This window comes from Panacibacter ginsenosidivorans (assembly GCF_007971225.1).
In the GTDB taxonomy this organism is placed as follows: domain Bacteria; phylum Bacteroidota; class Bacteroidia; order Chitinophagales; family Chitinophagaceae; genus Panacibacter; species Panacibacter ginsenosidivorans.
Genome location: NZ_CP042435.1, coordinates 233,857 through 254,888 on the forward strand (window position 1 = coordinate 233,857; position 21,032 = coordinate 254,888).

Annotated in this window: 18 protein-coding genes; 4 read left to right on the plus strand and 14 right to left on the minus strand. The window is 35.3% G+C overall.

The window, feature by feature from the left end; translation table 11 throughout:
• Positions 1 to 40: 40 nt before the first annotated feature.
• Positions 41 to 1,045, minus strand: coding sequence for a glycosyltransferase family 2 protein (locus tag FRZ67_RS01015; protein ID WP_147187751.1), 1,005 nt, complete (start codon positions 1,043 to 1,045; stop codon positions 41 to 43).
• Positions 1,046 to 1,062: 17 nt separating this feature from the next.
• Positions 1,063 to 2,064 (minus strand): glycosyltransferase family 2 protein, encoded by a 1,002-nt coding sequence (locus tag FRZ67_RS01020; protein ID WP_147187752.1) that lies wholly within the window; start codon positions 2,062 to 2,064, stop codon positions 1,063 to 1,065.
• A gap of 98 nt (positions 2,065 to 2,162) precedes the next feature.
• On the opposite strand from FRZ67_RS01020, the gene FRZ67_RS01025 reads away from it, so the two are divergent.
• Positions 2,163 to 2,969, plus strand: coding sequence for a LamG domain-containing protein (locus tag FRZ67_RS01025; RefSeq protein WP_147187753.1), 807 nt, complete (start codon positions 2,163 to 2,165; stop codon positions 2,967 to 2,969).
• Positions 2,970 to 3,088: 119 nt separating this feature from the next.
• On the plus strand, positions 3,089 to 3,859 hold the full coding sequence (locus FRZ67_RS01030; RefSeq protein WP_147187754.1) for a LamG domain-containing protein: 771 nt from the start codon (positions 3,089 to 3,091) through the stop codon (positions 3,857 to 3,859).
• A 45-nt stretch (positions 3,860 to 3,904) separates the two neighbouring features.
• Here FRZ67_RS01030 and FRZ67_RS01035 read toward each other — a convergent pair whose 3' ends face one another.
• The 7 genes from FRZ67_RS01035 to rfbF form a co-directional block, all read right to left on the minus strand.
• Positions 3,905 to 4,834 (minus strand): glycosyltransferase family 2 protein, encoded by a 930-nt coding sequence (locus tag FRZ67_RS01035; protein WP_147187755.1) that lies wholly within the window; start codon positions 4,832 to 4,834, stop codon positions 3,905 to 3,907.
• Between the two features lie 5 nt (positions 4,835 to 4,839).
• Positions 4,840 to 5,577 (minus strand): cephalosporin hydroxylase family protein, encoded by a 738-nt coding sequence (locus FRZ67_RS01040; RefSeq protein WP_147187756.1) that lies wholly within the window; start codon positions 5,575 to 5,577, stop codon positions 4,840 to 4,842.
• The gene (locus tag FRZ67_RS01045; RefSeq protein WP_147187757.1) at positions 5,570 to 6,427 is read right to left on the minus strand and encodes an NAD-dependent epimerase/dehydratase family protein; all 858 of its coding nucleotides are present in this window, start codon (positions 6,425 to 6,427) and stop codon (positions 5,570 to 5,572) included. Before FRZ67_RS01045 ends, FRZ67_RS01040 begins: the two co-directional genes overlap by 8 nt.
• 169 nt (positions 6,428 to 6,596) lie before the next feature.
• Positions 6,597 to 7,826, minus strand: a complete 1,230-nt coding sequence (locus FRZ67_RS01050) for a class I SAM-dependent methyltransferase (protein WP_147187758.1) — start codon at positions 7,824 to 7,826, stop codon at positions 6,597 to 6,599.
• Positions 7,827 to 7,828: 2 nt separating this feature from the next.
• Complete coding sequence (gene rfbC, locus FRZ67_RS01055; RefSeq protein WP_147187759.1) at positions 7,829 to 8,374, minus strand: dTDP-4-dehydrorhamnose 3,5-epimerase; 546 nt, start codon at positions 8,372 to 8,374, stop codon at positions 7,829 to 7,831.
• Complete coding sequence (gene rfbG / locus FRZ67_RS01060) at positions 8,371 to 9,456, minus strand: CDP-glucose 4,6-dehydratase (RefSeq protein WP_147187760.1); 1,086 nt, start codon at positions 9,454 to 9,456, stop codon at positions 8,371 to 8,373. The genes rfbC and rfbG overlap by 4 nt, the downstream gene beginning before the upstream one ends.
• Positions 9,441 to 10,217, minus strand: a complete 777-nt coding sequence (gene rfbF, locus FRZ67_RS01065) for a glucose-1-phosphate cytidylyltransferase (protein WP_147187761.1) — start codon at positions 10,215 to 10,217, stop codon at positions 9,441 to 9,443. Before rfbF ends, rfbG begins: the two co-directional genes overlap by 16 nt.
• 91 nt (positions 10,218 to 10,308) lie before the next feature.
• Here rfbF and FRZ67_RS01070 point away from each other — a divergent pair, with 91 nt between their 5' ends.
• Positions 10,309 to 11,241: a glycosyltransferase family 2 protein gene (locus FRZ67_RS01070; RefSeq protein ID WP_147187762.1), complete on the plus strand. Its 933-nt coding sequence runs from the start codon at positions 10,309 to 10,311 to the stop codon at positions 11,239 to 11,241.
• Positions 11,242 to 11,422: 181 nt separating this feature from the next.
• On the opposite strand, the gene FRZ67_RS23305 is transcribed toward FRZ67_RS01070, so the two are convergent.
• Positions 11,423 to 11,830, minus strand: a complete 408-nt coding sequence (locus FRZ67_RS23305; protein WP_158638273.1) for a T9SS type B sorting domain-containing protein — start codon at positions 11,828 to 11,830, stop codon at positions 11,423 to 11,425.
• A 61-nt stretch (positions 11,831 to 11,891) separates the two neighbouring features.
• On the opposite strand from FRZ67_RS23305, the gene FRZ67_RS23310 reads away from it, so the two are divergent.
• Positions 11,892 to 12,194 (plus strand): hypothetical protein, encoded by a 303-nt coding sequence (locus FRZ67_RS23310; protein WP_158638274.1) that lies wholly within the window; start codon positions 11,892 to 11,894, stop codon positions 12,192 to 12,194.
• Here FRZ67_RS23310 and FRZ67_RS01080 read toward each other — a convergent pair.
• The 4 genes from FRZ67_RS01080 to FRZ67_RS01090 form a co-directional block, all read right to left on the minus strand.
• Entirely contained in the window at positions 12,153 to 15,047 is a 2,895-nt protein-coding gene (locus FRZ67_RS01080; protein WP_147187764.1) for a LamG-like jellyroll fold domain-containing protein, read from the minus strand. The genes FRZ67_RS23310 and FRZ67_RS01080 overlap by 42 nt on opposite strands.
• Positions 15,014 to 15,304: a hypothetical protein gene (locus FRZ67_RS23315; RefSeq protein ID WP_158638276.1), complete on the minus strand. Its 291-nt coding sequence runs from the start codon at positions 15,302 to 15,304 to the stop codon at positions 15,014 to 15,016. Before FRZ67_RS23315 ends, FRZ67_RS01080 begins: the two co-directional genes overlap by 34 nt.
• A 526-nt stretch (positions 15,305 to 15,830) precedes the next feature.
• Positions 15,831 to 18,272, minus strand: a complete 2,442-nt coding sequence (locus FRZ67_RS01085) for an ABC transporter permease (RefSeq protein WP_147187765.1) — start codon at positions 18,270 to 18,272, stop codon at positions 15,831 to 15,833.
• A gap of 157 nt (positions 18,273 to 18,429) precedes the next feature.
• The gene (locus FRZ67_RS01090) at positions 18,430 to 20,844 is read right to left on the minus strand and encodes an ABC transporter permease (RefSeq protein ID WP_147187766.1); all 2,415 of its coding nucleotides are present in this window, start codon (positions 20,842 to 20,844) and stop codon (positions 18,430 to 18,432) included.
• Positions 20,845 to 21,032: the final 188 nt, after the last annotated feature.

Here is a 21,032-nt window from a genome sequence, read left to right on the forward strand (position 1 = left end):
CGGTGTTTAATGAATTTCTAAAGCCTGGACAAAAGTGCTTTTATAACATTTTATAGAAATATGGCTTACCAGAAATAATCTTTAGTACAAGGCTCCAAAGTCTTAATACATTCCGGGTAAAGCCTGCGATATTTTTTACCTGTGCAAATGGGTTACGGAAATGCAGAATGTTATCTATAATGCTGCAAAAGAAAAACAAAGGCACATCAACAGTATGCATGAAAAGGTGAAATAAAAACCATGCAATGCCAAATTGTTTACGTATGCGCAAATGATTAGATACCATTAATTGCAGCCCTTTTTTATCAAAAATATTTTGATAACCCTTATCTGTTGATTGTGTTGAGCTATTGATAGCTTCTCCCTGTATGTGAATTGTATGCAGATCTCCGTATACACAAATATTTCCCACCTTGTTTAGACGGCTGCACCACTCGATCTCTTCAGAATACAAAAAAAAATCTTCATCAAACATACCTGCACTTTCTATGGCATTTTTTTTAACCATCATAAATGCACCGTTTATCCAATCTACTTTTTCTTCTGTAGAAGCAGCGGCTATATTGGTTTTCTTAACTTTTATTACGAACGCCATCTTTCTGAGCAAAGCACCTAAATAAGGTAATGGAAGCAAGTGATTCAAGCCTCCTTTCATGAAAAAATTTCCCGTGATCTGCGGTGATTTATCTGTATTCAATAACTGCACAGAGCAGGCTATATAAGAAGAGGGTAAAAACCTTAGCAGGCATTTTTCTATTGCATCATCTAAAATAATAGTATCAGGATTCAGCAAAAGAACGGTTTCTTCTTTCGATTGCCGTATACCTTCGTTGTTGGCTCTTGCAAAACCTGCGTTATAACCCATATCTATCCATTTTATAAAAGGATATTTGGCAGTAATTATTTCTTTACTGTTGTCATTAGAATTATTATCAACAATGATCCATTGAAAATTTGGCCCGGAAGAATATTGCAACGCACTTTCAATGCAATCAAGAATAAGTGCAGCACAACGATAATTTACTATGATGATGGAGAGGGGCAAATAAGCTTTTTAATAAATCAGGATAAAACAGGTTTGGAATATATTTTCTTAAATGCGAGGAACAGTCCTCTTGTAACAGCATTGCTGTCTATATAAGTAGCCAATTTCACACTAAAATTATCAACAGGATTAAAACTATTACCGGGTACTAATCTGTCTGCATATAATTTACATTGTTCTAAAAAGGAAACCACAGATTCACCATTGCGCTTATTCTTCGGTGTACGCATTAACCGATGAGCTAATCCTTTGGAGTAAAAACTGATAAAATCCACTCCGTACCTTTCTATTACAGCTTTTAATAACAAGTTTTTCGATTTTAATTGTTCGAGGTAATTAATAAACTGGTTAAATGCAAGCTGCATTTTTATATCTGCGGAAGTAGAGGTAGTGCTTTGATGTAAGCGGAATGCAAAACATTCTTCAAAGGCGGTTGCTTTATAGCCTATCAAACTAGCATTGATCCATAGCTCAAAATCTGCGAATAGTAGATTAGGGTAAGTTGGTATTCCTCCAAGTGTATCATAGTCTTTAGAGCGCATCATAAAACCAGTACCATTTGCATCAATGATATTACATAAAAACAACGCCAGAAATTCTGATGCCGATTGTACTTCATCCATTGGCTTACATCTCTTGATGCATTTGCTTTGAGCATCTATATATCGAAAATGTGTTTGATAAAGGCATGCGTCAGGATGTTTTTTTATTAATTCATCCATAACTGACAGGTAATTTTTTTCCAGTACATCATCATGACCTATTAGCGTGATGAATTCGTTTTTTGGGATATCTTTTATCCTGCCCCAGTTATCTTCAATAGAGAGCGATTTTGAAGAAGGATAAGTGAAAATACGGCTATCGTTCAATGATTCTATCCATTGCAATGTCCCATCTGTACTGCAATTATCCAGTACATGTAAATTGAAGTTGTTCAATTCCTGTGTAAGGATACTGTTTACGCACTCCTTTACATATTCACCTCCATTACGCACAGGTAATATTATGCTGTATTTCATCAAATCAAAAATATGTATAAAACGAGATTAATATTTTTGAAAATTTATTTGCTGCTTAATCGAATTCCATTATTTTAGCCTTCTAAAACACTTAAAAAATGAAAAAAAGTACCCTTTTAAATTTAAGCCTTCTCGCTTTTTTCTTAGCAATACAGTCCTGTAAAAAAGATTCAGCCTTAGTAAACAAACCAACTTCAGAAACTGCAACAAGTAACTCTGAAGACGATGCTACCATTACAGACACATCTTTGTTATGTTATTTTCCATTCAATGGAAATTTGAGAGACAAAAGTGGTCACAATAACAACGGAACATTGGTAGGAACTATATCTTACACTACTGATAGATTTGGGAATGCTTTAAGGGCTGCATCTTTTAGTGCTTCCAATTCTTACATTGAAATTCCAGAAGCTCAGTTTGTAGGGCTAACGAATATGACTATTTCAATGGACTTTTTTGCTACTTCTCCCGGAAGGCAGCTATTGCTAAGTAAGATAACATATGATATACCCTACACCTCGCCTGACTTTAATTCTTCATTAGTCTTAGTTGTAGAACAAAATAACTTTAACCCAATTCAATTTAATACTAAAAAAGAAGGCTTTTGCAACTCCCCATACGATTGGGATTGGAATACAACAACCAATAGTAATACAAATTTTGTACTAAATAGATGGAATCATATTGCAGTTACATTTAACAATTCAATACAAAAAATGTATTTAAATGGCGTTTTGGTTGGTTCCGGAACAAAAATACCAAGTCCAATTTGTCAGGGAGAGCCAATACGATTAGGTGTATGGTGGTCTGCTGATCCTTTATATTTTACTGGAAATATGGATGAAGTAAGAATTTTTAAACGTGTACTTTCTCAAAAAGAAATTCAAAAACTTGCGGTCAGATAAGCAAACCTATTGCTGCTACTAATCGATTTTAACTGAGCCTTTGGACTCTTGCCTGTATCAATTACACTACAAGGGTATGAATCTATGTTTTTAATTTTTATTCTAAATCTTTAACGATTATGAAAAACCTCCTTGTTTGGATTTCGTTTACACTTTTTTTCTATTCATGTAAAAAAGATAATTCATCTGTTCCAGAAATTCCTGTTTCCAATATTCATCTTGATAATGGACTTCTTGCATATTACCCATTTAATGGTAACTCAAATGATGAGAGTGGTAATAATAATAATGGAATAATATCAGGAGGTGCAATCTCTTATGATGAACATGGTAATGAAAACAGTGCTTACAATTGCACTTCTAATGGAAATAAAATTATAGTTAATAATACTAATGGATCAATATATTTTGATACTGCATTTTCTGTTTCGCTAAATGTAATGATTAGGGCCTTAGGCAGGCAATGTTTTTTATCAATTGTTAATAATTCCAATGGCAAAGCACCTGCTTTTGTTGTGGGAACGAATTTGCCTGGAAATTACAATCTAAATTTTGCGATTCCTTATGGTTCCAATCCTTGTGATGGTTATAGCACCGATGAGACGACTATAAACAATACATCTTCAATACAACTACAACCCGAAAGCTGGTATAATGTAATATGTATCTTTAGCAATGGAGTTTCAAAAGTTTATTTAAACGGAGATTTGGTTGCAACGAAAACCGGGTCAGAGAATGCCGGTCATGTTTGTCCGGATACACAATTGCTAATTGGAAGTTGGTGGAATGGTGACCCAATTTCTTTGAATGGCAGAATTGACGAAATAAGAATATATAATAGAAGTCTAAATTTCGAAGAAATTGATGAGCTATCAAAAGACTTTCAATAAATAAATGTTTCCTTCTGAAGGAATTTTGTATAATTTATAAATGATTTATAGCAGCCCTAATTGCACTTTTATATTAAAAATGATTTTTTTTATTTGATATTTAGCTCTTGATCTTTTCATAAAATTAAGGGTGAGTATTTGTTTTGAAAAGTTATCAATTTCTTGGAGTTTATTCCTATTTTTTTGCTTATAAAAATATTTGCGCAAAGAAAATGACATACTGATAAACCATTGTTCAAGGTGTAAATGAATTACATGCTGTATATGTATGAACTCGCCCCTTTCTTTAAAATATTGACTGAGTAAATTGTAAAACCCCACACAGCCATTATAATAGCTATCAAAATTTCCTTTTGAATAATTATTTTCATGCAAATTATGAGAGCTATAAATTTTATTTCTAATTATCCCTCCATTTACTGAACCAGTCAATGCAAGCAAAGCATGGTCAGCAAGATGCGGGCTCCCATAGTCAGGTATATAACCAATTTTTATCACATCCGCTTTTCGTAAAATACAATTAGACCAGAAGATAGAAGGGTTTTTTTTAGGATGCAATACCTCTGAAGGAAAATGCAGGCTGTCTATTTCTTCAATTTTATCAACATCGCCTCTTTTTCGAATAAAGCCTCCATAGACAGATTTATCTGGATATTGATTTATTAAAGGAACCATTTCTTCTAAAAAACTAACATTTAACGGGTCATCATCAGTTATCATTATTATATATGGTGTGTTAGATCTTTCAATGCTTTTATTAAAGCTTTTGATCATTCCCAAATTAATTTCATTGGAATAATATTTAAACCGTTGATCATTTAAAGATTTAATAATGGTTTTTCCGCTTTGCTCAGGGTCATTATCTGATACCACTACTTCAAAGTCAGTATAAGTTTGTCGTGAGAGTAACTGCAATTGAGTAAGTAATATCTGCGGCCGCTTATAAGTACTAATACAAAAACTCACAAAAGGCATAGCAATTATTTTATTCTTTTTAAGTATCCTTCAGGCGCAACACTGATTAATAATTTGTTATCAATAGATTTATCAATAACAAAATTGTCCTTGTCTTTTAAAAACTCCCTTACAGCAGTCTTTGGGTTATTGCCAATACCCCATGGCCTCTTTTCTTTAAAATAATTCTCAGGCAAATCTTCAACAATAGTATCAAATACTACAATGTAAGAACCTACGCTTACAAAAGGAGCATACAACTGCAACTCATTTAATACATGTTCATGTGTATGATTAGAATCCAGGCAAACTAAAATTTTTTCTTTACCTGCTGCTGCTGCTTTAACCTGATCAATAATTGATTCACTAATGGCTGAACCTTCAATCATTTTGATGCGCTTATACATTTGGTGCTTCTCAATCTCAGTTTTATTATGTGCACGAATATCTATATCTATACCCAATACTTCACCGTTACCAATCAACTCCAGTAGTGATGCATAATAAATCAACGACCCTCCATGAGCAATGCCAGTTTCAATAATCAAATCAGGTTTTACTTCCCATATAATTTCCTGCATCGCAATCATATCCTGCGGATATTGTATAATGGGTCTGCCCATCCAGGAAAAATTATAAGAATATTGATTACTGTTTGACGCATCATTGAATTTCTTTGCTGCGTCTTTTAAAACACTATTATTACCATTCGACTCAATTCGTTGTTTTCTTTCTTCTATGAATGCTTCTATCGGATTAACCATTGTTGATTATTGTTTTTAATTTTTTGTCGTCACCCCAGAAATGCATTGGCTCATAATCCGGGTATTGATAATGCCCCAGGTTCAGTGAAATGTTTTTATTTTTTTCTTCAAGATATTTTTCTACTAAAGACTTTACGGTTGAAGGCTTACCGCTGCAACAATTAACAATTCCGGTAACATTATTTTGTGTTGCAATCTGAACTACATACGTCGCAACTTTTTCTACTGGCAAGTAATCTCTTGTTTGTTCACCCCCACTCATATTAAAGACCTTATCACCGTTAGCCAATGCTTTATCAAGTTGCGAAAGTAAGGAATTAGGGTTTTGTCCACTGCCATACATGTAAAACAATCTTATCCATTTTAACATATAAGGTTCAACTTTCTGAAGTTCCTGCAAAAATTTTCTCAGGCTATCCTTTGCCAAGGCATAAGGATTTGCAGGCATCGATTGCATATCCTCACTCAAAGATCCATCCTGCATACCATACTCAAAGCAAGTGCCTGTAACTGTTATATCCTTAATGCCATTGACGATTAAATTTTTTAGAAACTTATAATGAAGGGGCAAATTTGTTTCAAAATGAAAAAGCGATTTATAATTTGGCAAACCTTCCCATGCTAAATGTATGACTGCATCCGGACTGTCAAAAAACAAAGCATAGTTTATTGATTCGTCAAAATCCTGAAAATTAAAAGCAACATATTTAACCTGGGAATACCACGAAAATTGTTTTGCTTTTTCTTCACGGGCTGAACTGGCAATAACCTGGTAATTATTTTTTAATAATTCCTGCACAACATAATTTCCAATAAAACCTGTTGAGCCTGTTACCAATATTTTTTTCATGCTGAAATATTAATACCTGATTTTTTTGAGCCAAGCTGCAAAACTTTAAGTAATCATCGTTGCGTCGCACTCTTGTACGGTTTTATCAATGCTCAGCAAATAACAAAACCTTGAAGTGTGCGACGCAACGATGTTTAATCGATAGACAAAAGCCTGGCTCAAAAAAGGTTTATCCTGTCATTTCCAATTTTGGAATAGGAATTACAAACTTACCACCCCAATCTTTTATGTATGTAAGTTGATTGCTGATCTCCTCCTTTAAATTCCATGGAAGAATAATTACATAATCAGGTTGCTGTTGTTTTAGATATTCTTCCGCAACTATGGGTATATGGCTTGCCGGCAAAAACTTATTTTGTTTATGCGGATTGGCATCAACAACAAAATCTATGAGATCATTTTTGATACCGCAATAATTCAGCAAAGTGTTTCCTTTTGCTGCTGCACCATAAGCAGCCACTTTTTTATTAGCTCTTTTTTGCTGAATAAGAAAATCAGTAAGATCGAGTTTTACTTTTAATGCTTTTTGTTGAAAATTGTCGTAATAAGAAAGTCCGTTTAATCCTTTATCAATTTCTTTTTTCAAAAGCAATTGCACATTCTGCGAAATTGTTTTGCTGTTATCTTCCTTATGTTTTGCATAAATACGCAATGAACCGCCATGCGTTGGAATTTCATCTACGTCAAACAACTCTAATCCCTGTGATTCGAAAATTTGTTTTACTGTATAAAAAGATAAATAAGAAAAATGTTCATGATAAATAGTGTCGAACTGGTTATTATCAATAAGCTGCATCAGATGAGGGAACTCCATCGTAACAACGCCTGTATCTTTCAGTAATATTTTCATGCCAGCAACAAAATCAACAATGTCCGGAACGTGTGCCAATACATTGTTTCCAAGCAACAGATCTGCTTTAATATTTTTATGAACAAGTTCTTTTGCTAAGCGTGTCCCAAAGAAATCAACGACAGATTCAATACCTTTATCTATAGCAACTCTAGCCGTGTTTGCTGTTGGTTCAATGCCTAAAACCGGGATATTTTTCTCCTTAAAATATTGCAGCAGATATCCATCGTTGGAAGCAATTTCAATTACCTGTGATTTTTCATTATACCTAAATTTGTCTACCATAAGGCTGGTATACTTTTTTGCGTGTTGTAACCAACTTGTAGAGTAGGAAGAGAAATAAGCATAATTGCTATTAAAAATGGCATCTGATTTTTTGTATTCATCTACCTGCACCAAAAAACAATGATGGCAAGTAAACACTTTCAAAGGATAAAATGCTTCCGGTTCATTTAACTCTTCTTTTGTAAGATAAGAATTTGATGCCGGTGAATTTACCAGGTCAATAAACACATGTTGTAATTCAGTTTTACAAAATCTGCATTGCATAATTATATTCCTTTGAAATTTATATCTAAGTAAGGATGATTATTATCACGTTCAGAAATCTCTGTTAGTTGCAAAGGCCATTGAATATTTACAAGAGGTTCATCATATTTTATTCCTGCTTCTGCGTTAGGATTATAAAACTCTGTATGATGATAAATGAGTTCACAATCATTTGACAGCGTTTGAAAGCCATGTGCAAAACCTTCGGGTATATAAAGCATTTTCTTGTTTTTTGCAGAAAGCTCCGTTCCAAACCATTGCAAAAAAGTTGATGATCCCTCACGAAGGTCAACAATTACATCATATACTGAACCTGCAATACAACGTACCATTTTTATCTCACGAAAAGGTTTTACCTGGTAATGCATTCCCCTGATCGTGCCTTCTGTAAAAGTTGCGGAATGGTTTAATTGTACCCATTCTTTATTATGACCAATTTGCTGAAATTCGTTTTTACAATATGTTCTTGCAAACCAACCCCTGCTATCACTAAATGGCGAAAGCTCTATAGTATAACTGCTGTTTAATTTAGTTGGAGTAAATATCATAGGTTAAGGTAATCATTGATTTGCTGAAAAGTAAAATCACCTTGTTTATCACTTGACTGTTTATACCAATTAATAGTCCATTCAATGGCTTTTGCCGCGTTCAATTTCGGTTTCCAGTTAAGCTCTTTAATTGCTTTAGTTATATCCAGTTTTAATAGGCCTGCTTCATGAGGTTGATTATGATCGGATATATCTTTCCATTCACCGCTACCCCATATTTTTATTGATAACTCCACTAGTTCTTTCACAGTAAGATGATCTTCAGGATAAGGCCCGAAGTTATATGCATGTGAAAAAGAAGTTGCATTTTCATATAATAGTGCACCAAGCAAGAGATAACAACCAAGTGGCTCTAATACATGCTGCCAGGGTCTCACTCCATGAGGATTACGCACTTCAATAGGCTTATTCTGCACCAATGCTTTAACTATATCAGGAATAATCCGGTCTTTACTCCAGTCACCACCGCCTATTACATTGCCTGCACGCACGCTTGCAACTGCCTTCCCGTGGACATCCAATTTATTAGTATTGAAAAAAGAATTCCTGAAAGAGCTTACTACAATCTCAGTACATGCTTTGCTGGCGCTGTAAGGATCGTAACCACCAAGCCTATCATCTTCATTATATAAAATATCCGCTTCTTTATTTTCGTATACTTTATCTGTTGTAATAATAATAGCTGTGCATTTTTTTTGTAATGATCTTAATGCTTCCAGCACATTAGCTGTGCCCACTACGTTTACATCAAAAGTTTCTGCAGGAATTTCGTAAGAGCGACGTACCAGTGGTTGTGCCGCAAGGTGAAATATAAAATCAGGTTGAAAAGAAAGTATTTCTTTAGTGAGTTTTTCTTTATTTCTGATATCGGCAATTATACTCTCTGCAATATTCAGAGGTTTAAGTGAATTATATAGACAATTTTCATATTCAGGCTCTAGTGCGTAACCCTTAATATTCGCACCCAGCAAATGCAACCATGCAATCAGCCATGAGCCTTTAAAACCCGTATGACCTGTTACAAAAACGTTCTTGTCTTTATAAGCCGATTGTAATTGTTGAAATTTTACCACAGTTTCCATTTCGCCTTATTATTTTGCCATAGTTCTTCTAATTCCAGCTTATCTCTCAATGCATCCATGCATTTCCAAAAACCTTTATGTCTGTAAGCCACTAACTGATGATCTAAAGTAAGTTTCTCAAGGGGCTCATCTTCCCACATCATATCTGCAACATTTCCATCGAGGTATTTGAATACTTCAGGCTTTAATACAAAGAAGCCGGCATTGATTGATTTACTTTCATCTTTTACTTTTTCCCTGAAAGAAACAACTTCTCCGTCTTCTGCAAGATCCATCCCTCCAAATCTTGCATCCAATTGTACGGCTGTTACTGTGGCTGTTTTTCCATGAGATTTATGAAATTCCAAAAGTTTATCAATTTTTATATCACTTACGCCGTCGCCATAAGTAAGCATAAAATCTTCATCCCCTATATACTTCTGAACCTGTTTTAAGCGACCTGCGGTTTTTGTATTGGCCCCTGTTTCGACCAATGTTACTTTAAAAGCTTCAGTATTACTTCCGAGAATTTCCATTTTGTTATTCGCTACATCAATAGTAATATCAGAGTTATGCAGGAAATAATGCATGAAATATTCTTTTATAACATAGCCTTTATAGCCAAGGCAAATAATAAAATCATTAAATCCATAATGACTATATATTTTCATTATATGCCATAGTATTGGCTTACCTCCTATCTCAACCATCGGCTTTGGCCTCGTATCTGTCTCTTCTGATATTCTTGTTCCAAGCCCCCCAGCAAATATGACTACTTTCATTTTAGTTAAATTGAAATTGGCGCAAATCTAAATTATTTGCAGTATTTCCTGCCTACAATTAATGAGCCGTATTTTTGCTTAAAGTTGAATAATGATATCTGATATAAGCAAGGATTTAAAAATATCCCTCATCATCTGCACCTACAACCGGGATAAATATCTGCCCGAAGCGTTGGAAAGCATTCGTATGCAAACTGCTGACAGCAATGTATTCCAGCTTATCATTGTTGATAATAAAAGCACTGACAATACAGCTTCTATAGCAAAACAATTCATTGAAAGTAACCCTCAGCTCAATATTAAATGCGCTTTGGAAACAAATAAAGGACTCTCTTTTGCAAGAAACCGCGGCATAAAAGAGGCCGATGCTCCGATAATTGCATACGTTGATGATGATGCGATCCTCTCCCCCACTTATTTAGAAGCTATGTTGAAATTCTTTTCAGCATACCCGCAGGCAATCGGTGTTGGCGGTAAAGTAATTCCAAAGTATGAAGATGGCAAGGAACCAGCATGGATGAACAAATACCTTAGCGGTTTCGTTGGCAAAGTTGATTACGGAACTGCTACAAAAAAATATGATGCTGATATGAAATACCCTGCCGGCTGTAATATGACTTACAAAAAAGATATATTGCTAAAAGCAGGTGGCTTCAACAATGATCTTACATTTCGCAGCGATGATAAATATATTTTCTTCAAAATAAAAGAATTGTCAGATGAGATTTATTACGTACCCGATGCTTATGTTCATCATTACATAGATAGCCACCGGCTTGCGTTTGACAACTTCAAAAAATTATTTTTAAAGACAGGCAGCGAAGAAAAGATCAGAATAAGGTTGCAACAGGGAAACACCGGCGTTATAAAAAAAGGTATTGAGTTCTTTATCAAATGCGCTGCCTCAATTCTTATTTGGATATTATTTTTATGCAAAGGCCAAAACATAAAAGGCAAGTATGTTTTTCTCTCGCAATGGTTTACGCTCAAAGGTTTTTTTATGAAAGAAGTTTTTGTAAGATAATTTTTATGAGCCAAACTAAAGCCCTGCTATTAAGCTTTCGTTGCGTCGCACACTTGTACCGAAGAATATAATTCAAAGTTAAAACGACATTTCAAACTCCTTACTTGTCCATAAAAATTCCGAACGTACAAGTGAGTGACACAACCGGTGTTGCTACAAGTACTAAAGCTGATAACAAAAATTATCTTACCAATACTACTGTTCCTTTCCTGTACACTGTGCCGCACAATGCCTGCGCTCTTATCTGGTAAACGTAAGTACCTGTTGGTTGCTTTATTCCTTTATAAGTTCCATCCCAGCATTCGGCCGGATTTTTTGTATGAAATATCAAACTGCCCCATCTGTCGTATACACTGAAATCAAGACTGGCAAGCGTTCCCCATTTGCGCACGTTAAAGCAATCATTATTACCATCATTATTTGGCGTAAATGCAGATGGCAGTTTATAACCGTTCTCCACAGAACCCTTGAATACATTTACGATGATAGAATCTACACCTGCACATCCTCCTGCGTTTGTAACCTGTACATAGTAAGTGCTTGTTTGAAGTGGAGCAGCTATTGGATTTGCTATAGTAGAATCTGACAAATAAATTCCGGGCGACCAATTGTATATTACTCCACCAGTTGCTTTAAGGGTTGCTGAACCGATGACGCAATCAATATCGTTTGATTTTGTAACGTCAATGCTTGATAATGAAGTAATATTTACAGTAGTGAAAACAGAATCTGTGATTGCACAAATGTTATCTGTTATAACAGCCTTATATATAGTTGTAACATCAGGAGTAGCAACAGTAACAGGTTTATTACTTACTGATAAAGTATTTGGCGGATACCATGCATATTCATCTCCACCAGACGCGGTAATTGTAACAGATTCACCTTTACAAACCCCCGCCGAAGGCGGATCAATTGCAAATACAGGTAATTGCTTTTGCTACCTGTACTGAATCTTTTGCTTTACACCCCTTAATGTCTGCTGCTTCCACAATATAATTTGTGGTAGCATTTGGTGTAGCAACAGGAGATGCAAGAGAAGGATCATTTAACCCTGATACCGGCGACCATATATAAGAAACAGCGGTAGGTGATGTCGCGGCAATGGTTGTGCTGTTACCAAAACAGATCAACGAATCTAATGATCCTGCAACTACAGCTGGCAAAGGGTTTACAACGACTGCTACAGAATCAAGCGCCTTACATCCTGCGTCCGTTGTTACGGTAACAATATATTTAGTGCCATTTGATGGAGTAGCTAAAGGTGTTGCAGAAGTATTGGAGGAAAGTCCGCCAGAAGGACTCCATAAATAGCTTACCCCTTGTGTAGCATTAGTGGAAAGCAACACTGAGCCACCTGCGCAAATAGCTGTATCTGCAAGTACTGTTACAACAGGCATTGGGGCTACATTTAGTAATACTGAATCACTTTCTTTACAACCATATATATCTGTTACAACAATATAATACTGAGTTGTATCAATTGGAGAGGCAAGTGGATTTTTTACAGATGGATCTGATAATGTATTGCCTGGTGACCATGCATAAGCTTGTACATTATTTCCATTTGCCGTCAATGAAATATTTGAACCAGTACATATAGTTGTATCGTTGGTAACTTTTAGCTGTATTGCAGTGTGAGCACTAAGTTTTAATGAATCTGAGCCTGCACAACCAGAAGTGTTTGTTACATGTACTATATAGATGCCTGCTGTATCTGCTATGATTGTTTGTGTTGTACGGCCGTCATTCCAAAGATATGTTGAGCCATTGTTGCCGGCGTTTAGTAGGAGACTACCAAGCCGACAGATAGTTGTATCGGGACCAAGGTTTACAATGGGTGAAATATTTTGCAAAGTATTGATACTGTCCCGAACTGTGCATCCATAATAATCTGATTGAACCCAATAAATACCAGGTTGATTGACTGTAATAACACTATCAGTTTTTCCATTATTCCAGGTATAAGTTCCTTCGGGAAAAGAAGTTTTAAGCAGTAAACTGTCCCCACTACAAAAAGCTGTATCAAATAATGGCGTTTTAACCGGCGATGGCATAACAACAATACTTTTACACAGTGAAGTTTGCGTAGCAAGCCCTTCATCTACCATCAGGTTAATATTATATATCCCAGGTGCATTATAAGTAATTTGTTGGGGGATGGAATCTGAAGAATTAGGAATGCTGGAATTGTTGCAACCTGAAAATTGCAAACGGACAAGCGTATTGCTATTTACGTTTGGTATAAAACTGTAAAGATCTGATCCAATCCTAAAAAATTTGGAAAAGGAATTTGGAAAAGACAATCCAGTGATATTATTTAGAATAATTGAAGATGGGGTGCTTTCAATATCAAATCCGAAATTAAGTTTTATAATATTATTGGACTGTTCATTCAAAACGTAACCAAAGATTCCATCGCACGATTGAACGATTTGTATGTCTCTTGGCTCATTTAATAAGCCATTCAAATTTCCTAAATTTATTGCAACAGGTGTGTTTAGAAGTGAAGTACCAAAATCAAGTCTTGTTAGTGTATTATTGTCTCTGTTTGCGATAAAAATGTACCATTTAGAATTGTTTTTTATAACATGAATTCCCGACGACCAATCCAAGTCTCCGAGATTGCCAAGATTTATAGCTGTTGGAGAAGTGGTAAAGTCAGTTCCAAAATTAAATCTTGTTAGTGTTTTATTTTCAGCATTTGGCGTAAAGCCATACCAATTTCCATTTTCATTAAAAATATAAATATCATGTGGATAAGCAAGATTACCGACATTGCCCCAATTTATCACTATAGGAGACCCATTGGTAATATTGCTTCCAAAATCAACCTTTAAAATAAACGGAATTGTACCTCCTCCAATATATCCTCCTACAATAAATGCATACCAGGAATTTCCATCTTTGATCAATTGAACCCCTTCAGCATTGTTTTGTAATAAGCCCCCAAAATTTCCAAGATTTACAGCAGTTGGGGCATTAAGTAAACTGTTACCAAAATCTAGTCTTACCAACTGCCCCGGATAGTTATTTACAACAAAACCATAATAATTTCCATTCACTTCAGCAAAATCCATAAATACAGGAAGGTTTAATTGATTTCCTATATTTCCAAGATTTATTCCATCAGGAATTTGATTTATTGCAGTTTCACAAAAATTCCAGTAAAAATTTGTACCGCCAGTTGTTGTATTCTGTATTGTTACAGGGGTATTAATACACACTGTATCTGGTGCAACAAAACCGGCAATAACAATCGGATCTGGAATAAGCGTAATGCCACAAGAGTCAGCAATAAAATTCTGACAAGTTGGATTGCTATCTTTTATGCTTGCAGAATTAAGTAAGCCACCATTCCAGGTATTATTTCCCTGCTCATTCTTAAGATCATCAAAAGTGTAATATGCTTTTAGCCCGGTTTGGGCTGATGGATTCGGTAAAGATTTGTCCATATAAGTCTTTAATTGATCTTGCGTGCGTGCAACATTCCAAATCCGCACCTCATCAATTAAGCCTAAAAATTCTGATGGCCATGGGTTGGATGTACAGGCTGTAGTACCAAAAGTAGTAGCGTAACTGTTTGTGATCATATTTCCGCTACAAGCAATTTCACTTAACAAATAACCATTGCGGTAATATTTTAAAGAACTACCATCATAAACCATTGCTAAATGATAGGTCTTATTCAATTCAATACTACAAACATCGGGTGTTGCAAAAAATCCATTTGTGGTTGTAATTTCTGCACGGTTTGCTCTTAGTAAATAATTTACGTCGGTGGGATCACAATGTTTAGAAACGATATCCCCCCATAAAAACTGTTATTATATGCCTGAGTTTGGCTTATTCTTGCCTCAACTGTTACTTTGTTTCCTGTAATATCAAGATCACCAATAGTTATTCCTGATTTTGCCGCGAGCACATTCAACCATGTATTCGCGCAATTCTGCCCGTTCACAGTGCCTGCAATAAGTAAAAGGATAGATAGTACAAAAACAAATCGGGTGAGTATAAAAAAAATAGGCAGTTTACGGGTTGCTCTCAACATGTTCTTATTCATGTTGGGTAATTATATCAGCGAATATCCTGATTTTCCTGAAAAAATCATTTTTTTATAGTGAATTTAATAACTCTTAAAGAATCCTTTCGGCATGGGAAAAACAGATAAGTGTTCATAATATAACAATAATTATTTTTTTGTTGCCACATGCTTTGTTGCACAAGTGTGCGACGCAACATAAGCATTATTTGTATCCTATCGCCTGGTTCAAAAAAATCCTTTCCATATAAAATTGCAGTGACAACCGGTGAGATACCCTTGGCATAAACCGAAATAAAAATCTTTTGTAACTCTAGTAAAAATATTGCGCCATGCAATTTTGAAATAATTTTTAAACATGCTTGTAGGTTATAAGTAATATTTTTTATGTACTTAGCTTAATGTTCTCTACTCATTTATCGTTGTGTCACTCTCTTGTACAGTCAAACCTTTATTGAGCAATGAACAAAGCCTAAAAGAGTGCGACGCAAGAGAAGCATCTTGCTTATTCTACAGGTTGGCTCAAAAAAATTTTCTTTATTCACTATCATTCTGTTCTCAAACTCTTTACAGGATTGGCTATTGCAGCTTTGATCGCCTGGAAACTTACCGTTGCTAAAGCAATAAAAGTAGCAAGCAATGCAGCAGCAATAAATACCCACCATTCAATATCTACACGATAAGCAAAATCCTGCAGCCACTTATTCATAGCAAACCATGCAACAGGACAAGCAATAACAGCAGCGATAATTATGAGTTTCAAAAAATCTTTTGTGAGCATGAAAACTATTGCACGAACACTTGAACCTAATACTTTGCGAATGCCAATTTCCCTGATGCGCTGCTCTGCTGCATAGGTTGCTAAACCAAACAAACCCAAACAGGCAATGAGAATAGCAAGTATTGCCATACCTATAAAAATCGTTTGCCTTACTTTATCTTCTGTATAAAACATGTCCCATTGTTTATCGAGAAAATGATATTCGAATAAATGGTTCTGGTCAATACTGTGCAATACTACGTCCATTTGTTTCAGAGTCGCACTTATATCTCCTGTTTTTACTCTTGCAGTAAAATAATCAATGTTATGAATGGGATTATTTTGGTAAGCAAGTATCATTGGCGACAGCGACTGGTGCAAAGATTGAAAATTGAAATCTTTTACAATACCAATTACGCTTGCATAAAACGGTTTATCAAGAGATGAAAAATCTCCACCATAATTCACGGAGGGGATTTCAATAACCTGTCCTGCAGCTTCTGTAATACCAAGTTGCTTTGCTGCTGTTTCATTTATTAATACAGATGATGAGTCTGAAGCATCACCTGCTTTGAAATTTCTTCCTTTCACTAACGCTACTTCATATGTTTTTAAAAACTGTTCATCAACACCAATAAAAAATGCGTCATTATTTTTTGTTGAGCCTTCACCTTGCTTTTTTACTTCTACTTTTGGCAGGTTTTTCCATTCGCCTGGAACTCGTGAACTTACAGATACATCCTGTACCTGCGGCAATTTTGCAAACTCATTTTTTATTATTTCTGCGGAACGGCGCACCTTGCCACTATTGATATCTACCACTACCAACTGATCTTTTTTAAAGCCCATGTCTTTAGTGTTTACATACTGCATTTGCATGTAAGCGACAATTGTAGCAACGATCATGACAATAGAAAGTGTAAATTGAAAAACAACAAGAGAACGTCGAAGTGAAATATTTCCCTTGCCAATATTTATCTTGCTCTTGAGCAATAGCAAGGGTTTTAAGCGTGCCTGGAAAATTGCCGGATAGATGCCGGAAATTAAACTTACAAATACAATAATAAAAACCATTCCCAACCAAATACGATAATCAGTTTCTACTCCCAGCGCAAGTTGTTTTTGCGTAAAATCATTGAAAGCCGGCAATAATATTTTTGCAGATATTAAAGCAAGTAACATGGCGATGGTGGTTAATAAAAATGCTTCAGCAAGAAATTGTGCTGCCAGATTTTTTTGGGATGCTCCTGCAACTTTACGCACAGCAATTTCTTTAGCCCTGTTAGCAAAACGAGCTGTTGTTAAATTCATGTAATTGATGCATGCAATAAACAAGACAAACAAAGCAACCACTAAAAAAATATAGACATAAGTAATGTTACCGGTGTTACCGGGATTGCCTTCAATACCTGCCGAGTAAAAATGAACATCCTTCAATGGCTGAAGTATAAAATTCTGTTTTGCTTTTGTTTGTTCCCCACTATTTTTTACAACAAGGTTATTGATCTTTGTTTGAAGGTCATGTGCATTTGCTTTATCATTCAGCAACAAGTAAGTACTGAATGCATCAGAGTTCCAATCTGATTTAATAAACTTTTTGAACTCATCATTCTCAATACTTGACTCTGAAAAAAGAATATTGAATGAAATGCTGGAATTGGCAGGGAAATTTTGCAAAACACCTGTTATTCTATAAGGCACCGTGTCTCTATCCGCCTTAATTGCTTTGCCCAGCACATTAACTGAATTGAATAACTTTTTTGCTTCATCTTCTGTAAGTATAACAGAATGCGGAGCAGTTAAGGCTGTAGTGCGATCACCTTGTAACAATTTAAAATCAAAGGTTGTTAAGAAAGCCTCATTACCTATAGTGAAATCTTCATAAAAAACATTATTATTTTCTATAGTAGAAACGTTAGCCCGCCCAAAAGTTGTAATACGTACAGCATCTTTTATTTCCGGGAAATCTTTCTTTGATGATTCTGAAACCTGGTAACCTGCACCTGCAATCTTTGTTTCTTTTCCTTCCGCAGATGTTTTATCATTTACAACACGATAAATATTATTTGCATTTGCATGAAAGCTGTCGAATGTAAGTTCATCAAAAATATAAAGCGCTATCAGCAGGAAACTTGTTAGCCCAACTGCAAGACCAATAATATTAATGAAAGAAAATACTTTTTGTTTCATTAAGTTTCGCCAGGCGATTTTGAAATAATTTCTTATCATGTTATAATTTTTATGGCTAGCATTTTGTTCTTTGGTGATCCTTTGTTGTGTCACTCACTTCATCGTTCAGATCAATACTGAACAAGGTGTACAAGTGTGCGACGCAACGAAAGCTTCATTTCTATGCAATGGCCTGGTTCAAAAAAATCTGTTTTCATTATTCTGTTCTCAGACTTTTTACCGGGTTGGATAATGCAGCTTTGATTGCCTGGAAACTTACTGTGAGCAATGCAATAAGCAGCGCAGCAATACCTGCAACAGCGAACACCCACCAACTAATATTTATTCTATAAGCAAAACTTTGCAACCATTTATTCATTGCCCACCATGCTGCAGGAAATGCAATCAGAGAAGCGATCAACACAAGTTTTAAAAATTCTTTTGAAAGCATTTGTGTTACCTGTGTTACGCTGGCACCCAATACTTTTCTTATACCAATTTCTTTTGTGCGTTGCTCAGCAGTGTAAGTTGCTAAACCAAATAAACCAAGACATGCAACGAATATGGTAAGTATAGAAAAGATGTTGAGAATAGTTCCTGTTTTTTGTTCTGTTGAATAAGTTTTGTTGAAAAGGTCATCCATGAAACTGTAACTAAATGGTTCTCCTGTGTTATAACTTTCCCATTGTTTTTTCATTGTTGCAAGCAAGCCTGCAACATCAGTTGTTTTGGTTTTAAATATTAGCCCTCCTTCAGGATACAACGTCATGTATAACGGACTAACAGCTTCATGTAAAGATTTGAAGTTGAAATTCTTTACTACACCAATTACTTTATACGGAATATTATGCCCTCTATCACTATTCTGTCTTATAATTGTTTTGTTGAGCGCTGTTGTGTTGTTCCACCCAAAAGCCTTTGCTGCAGTTTCATTAAGAATAATCCCGAAAGAGTCTGTTGGAAATTCTTTTGAAAAATTTCTTCCGCTAACCATTGTCATACCCATTGTTGGAATGTATTGCTCATCCACATGAAAATCTACTCCGTTTACAACAAGGTTATCATTGCCTTGAGGGTAAGCCAATGCATTATTGTAATTTGTTGGTCCGGCGGGCTTGTACCATGAAGTAGTTGCGTTTACAATTCGCGGATCCTGCAACATTTGTTGTTTAAAAACTTTTTCATTATTACCTAATACATAAGAGTTAGGGATTGTAATGATCTGTTCTTTATTAAAGCCAAGGTCTTTGTTTTGTATAAATTTCATTTGCTGGTATACAACGATAGTCCCGATGATCAATGCAACAGAAATAAAAAATTGAAACACTACCAAACTGCTTCTTAAACCAAGGCTTTTATGTGTTGTAGTGAGCTTACCTTTTAATACAGCTATAGGTATAAAAGAAGATAAATAAAATGCAGGATAAATGCCGGCGATGATACCGACGATCAAACCCAATCCTGCAAAAGCAAGAATTGGTTTAACATCGAAAGTTAACTGCTTGCCTGAAATATTATTGAATGCTGGCAACGTCAGTTCTACAATTGCAAATGCAATAAGTAATGCAAAGAATGTAATGAGTATTGACTCTGATAAAAATTGTTTTATTAGTTGAAATCTTCCTGAGCCTGCAACTTTTCTTATACCAACCTCTTTTGCTCTTTTAGAAGCGCCTGCTGTTGAAAGATTGATGAAGTTGATGCATGCAACAAGCAACATGAATATTGCAACGCCTGCAAAAATGTACACGTACATTTCATTGCCGCCGGGCTCAAATTCTGTTGTTGTGTTTGAATTAAGATGAATATCAGTTAATGGTTGTAATGTAAAACCCAAAGAATTTCCTTTCTCTCTGAATTGTGCAAGACTTAAACCCATCTGCTGCTGTATTTGCGGACCCATATATTTTGCCACCATATCAGGTAAGCGGGTTTCCATTTTTACAAGGTCAGTATGTGGCTTTAATAAAAGATAGGTATGATAACCACCAAACAACCACGAATCAGATTTTGCTTCTGCCCAACCTGTCATTGATCCAAACATATTAAATTGAAAATGTGAATTTGCAGGAACGTCCTTGATAACACCTGTTACAGTATAAGGCTGATTATTAAAAGCCGTAAGTGCTATTGTTTTACCAATTGCAGTTTCTTCACCAAAATATTTTTTTGCAGTTGATTGTGTAATCACAACAGTGTTTGCCTGCAACAATGCGGATTTTGGATCGCCTTCCACCATTGGCAAAGTGAAGATGCTGAAAAAGTTTGGATCTGCTAATGCAAACTTGTCGTCCTTAAATTCTTTGTCTTTATATAAAATTTTTGAGCTGCCAAGAGAAAGTAATCTTGTTGCATCCTGCACTTCAGGAAAATCTTTTTTCATAGTTTGTGCAACAGGCGGCATTGAAACACTCTCATTTATTTTGCCGCCATTAATGTCTGCCTGGAAAACAACTCTTGCAATATTGTCTGCATTCTCATTAAACCGATCGTAACTCAATTCATCCTGCACATACAGCATAATGATAAAGCACAATGCCATACCAATAGATAAACCTAAAATGTTGATGGCAGAAAACAGTTTATTCTTACGAATGTTTCTCCATGCTGTTTTAAAATAATTCCTAAACATGATTAGAATAATTTTATCATTATAAATATTGTTCTGCGGTTAAGGCTGGGATCAATATTTTTTTACTTGGCTTTTTGTTCTTTATTCATCGCCTGTTGTGTCACTCACTTGTATGTTCTGAACTTTGTTGAGCAGTGAACAAAGCGTACAAGAGTGCGACGCAACGATGTTTAATTCTTGTTCAATTG

What these genes read in the sequence shown, in the direction of transcription:
- FRZ67_RS01020 (WP_147187752.1), bottom strand. Translation starts at nt 2,064, where the DNA reads ATGAAATACAGCATAATATTACCTGTGCGTAATGGAGGTGAATATGTA.
- FRZ67_RS01025 (WP_147187753.1), top strand. Translation starts at nt 2,163, where the DNA reads ATGAAAAAAAGTACCCTTTTAAATTTAAGCCTTCTCGCTTTTTTCTTA.
- FRZ67_RS01030 (WP_147187754.1), top strand. Translation starts at nt 3,089, where the DNA reads ATGAAAAACCTCCTTGTTTGGATTTCGTTTACACTTTTTTTCTATTCA.
- FRZ67_RS01035 (WP_147187755.1), bottom strand. Translation starts at nt 4,834, where the DNA reads ATGCCTTTTGTGAGTTTTTGTATTAGTACTTATAAGCGGCCGCAGATA.
- FRZ67_RS01040 (WP_147187756.1), bottom strand. Translation starts at nt 5,577, where the DNA reads ATGGTTAATCCGATAGAAGCATTCATAGAAGAAAGAAAACAACGAATT.
- FRZ67_RS01045 (WP_147187757.1), bottom strand. Translation starts at nt 6,427, where the DNA reads ATGAAAAAAATATTGGTAACAGGCTCAACAGGTTTTATTGGAAATTAT.
- FRZ67_RS01050 (WP_147187758.1), bottom strand. Translation starts at nt 7,826, where the DNA reads ATGCAATGCAGATTTTGTAAAACTGAATTACAACATGTGTTTATTGAC.
- rfbC (WP_147187759.1), bottom strand. Translation starts at nt 8,374, where the DNA reads ATGATATTTACTCCAACTAAATTAAACAGCAGTTATACTATAGAGCTT.
- rfbG (WP_147187760.1), bottom strand. Translation starts at nt 9,456, where the DNA reads ATGGAAACTGTGGTAAAATTTCAACAATTACAATCGGCTTATAAAGAC.
- rfbF (WP_147187761.1), bottom strand. Translation starts at nt 10,217, where the DNA reads ATGAAAGTAGTCATATTTGCTGGGGGGCTTGGAACAAGAATATCAGAA.
- FRZ67_RS01070 (WP_147187762.1), top strand. Translation starts at nt 10,309, where the DNA reads ATGATATCTGATATAAGCAAGGATTTAAAAATATCCCTCATCATCTGC.
- FRZ67_RS23310 (WP_158638274.1), top strand. Translation starts at nt 11,892, where the DNA reads ATGACGCAATCAATATCGTTTGATTTTGTAACGTCAATGCTTGATAAT.
- FRZ67_RS23315 (WP_158638276.1), bottom strand. Translation starts at nt 15,304, where the DNA reads ATGAATAAGAACATGTTGAGAGCAACCCGTAAACTGCCTATTTTTTTT.
- FRZ67_RS01085 (WP_147187765.1), bottom strand. Translation starts at nt 18,272, where the DNA reads ATGATAAGAAATTATTTCAAAATCGCCTGGCGAAACTTAATGAAACAA.
- FRZ67_RS01090 (WP_147187766.1), bottom strand. Translation starts at nt 20,844, where the DNA reads ATGTTTAGGAATTATTTTAAAACAGCATGGAGAAACATTCGTAAGAAT.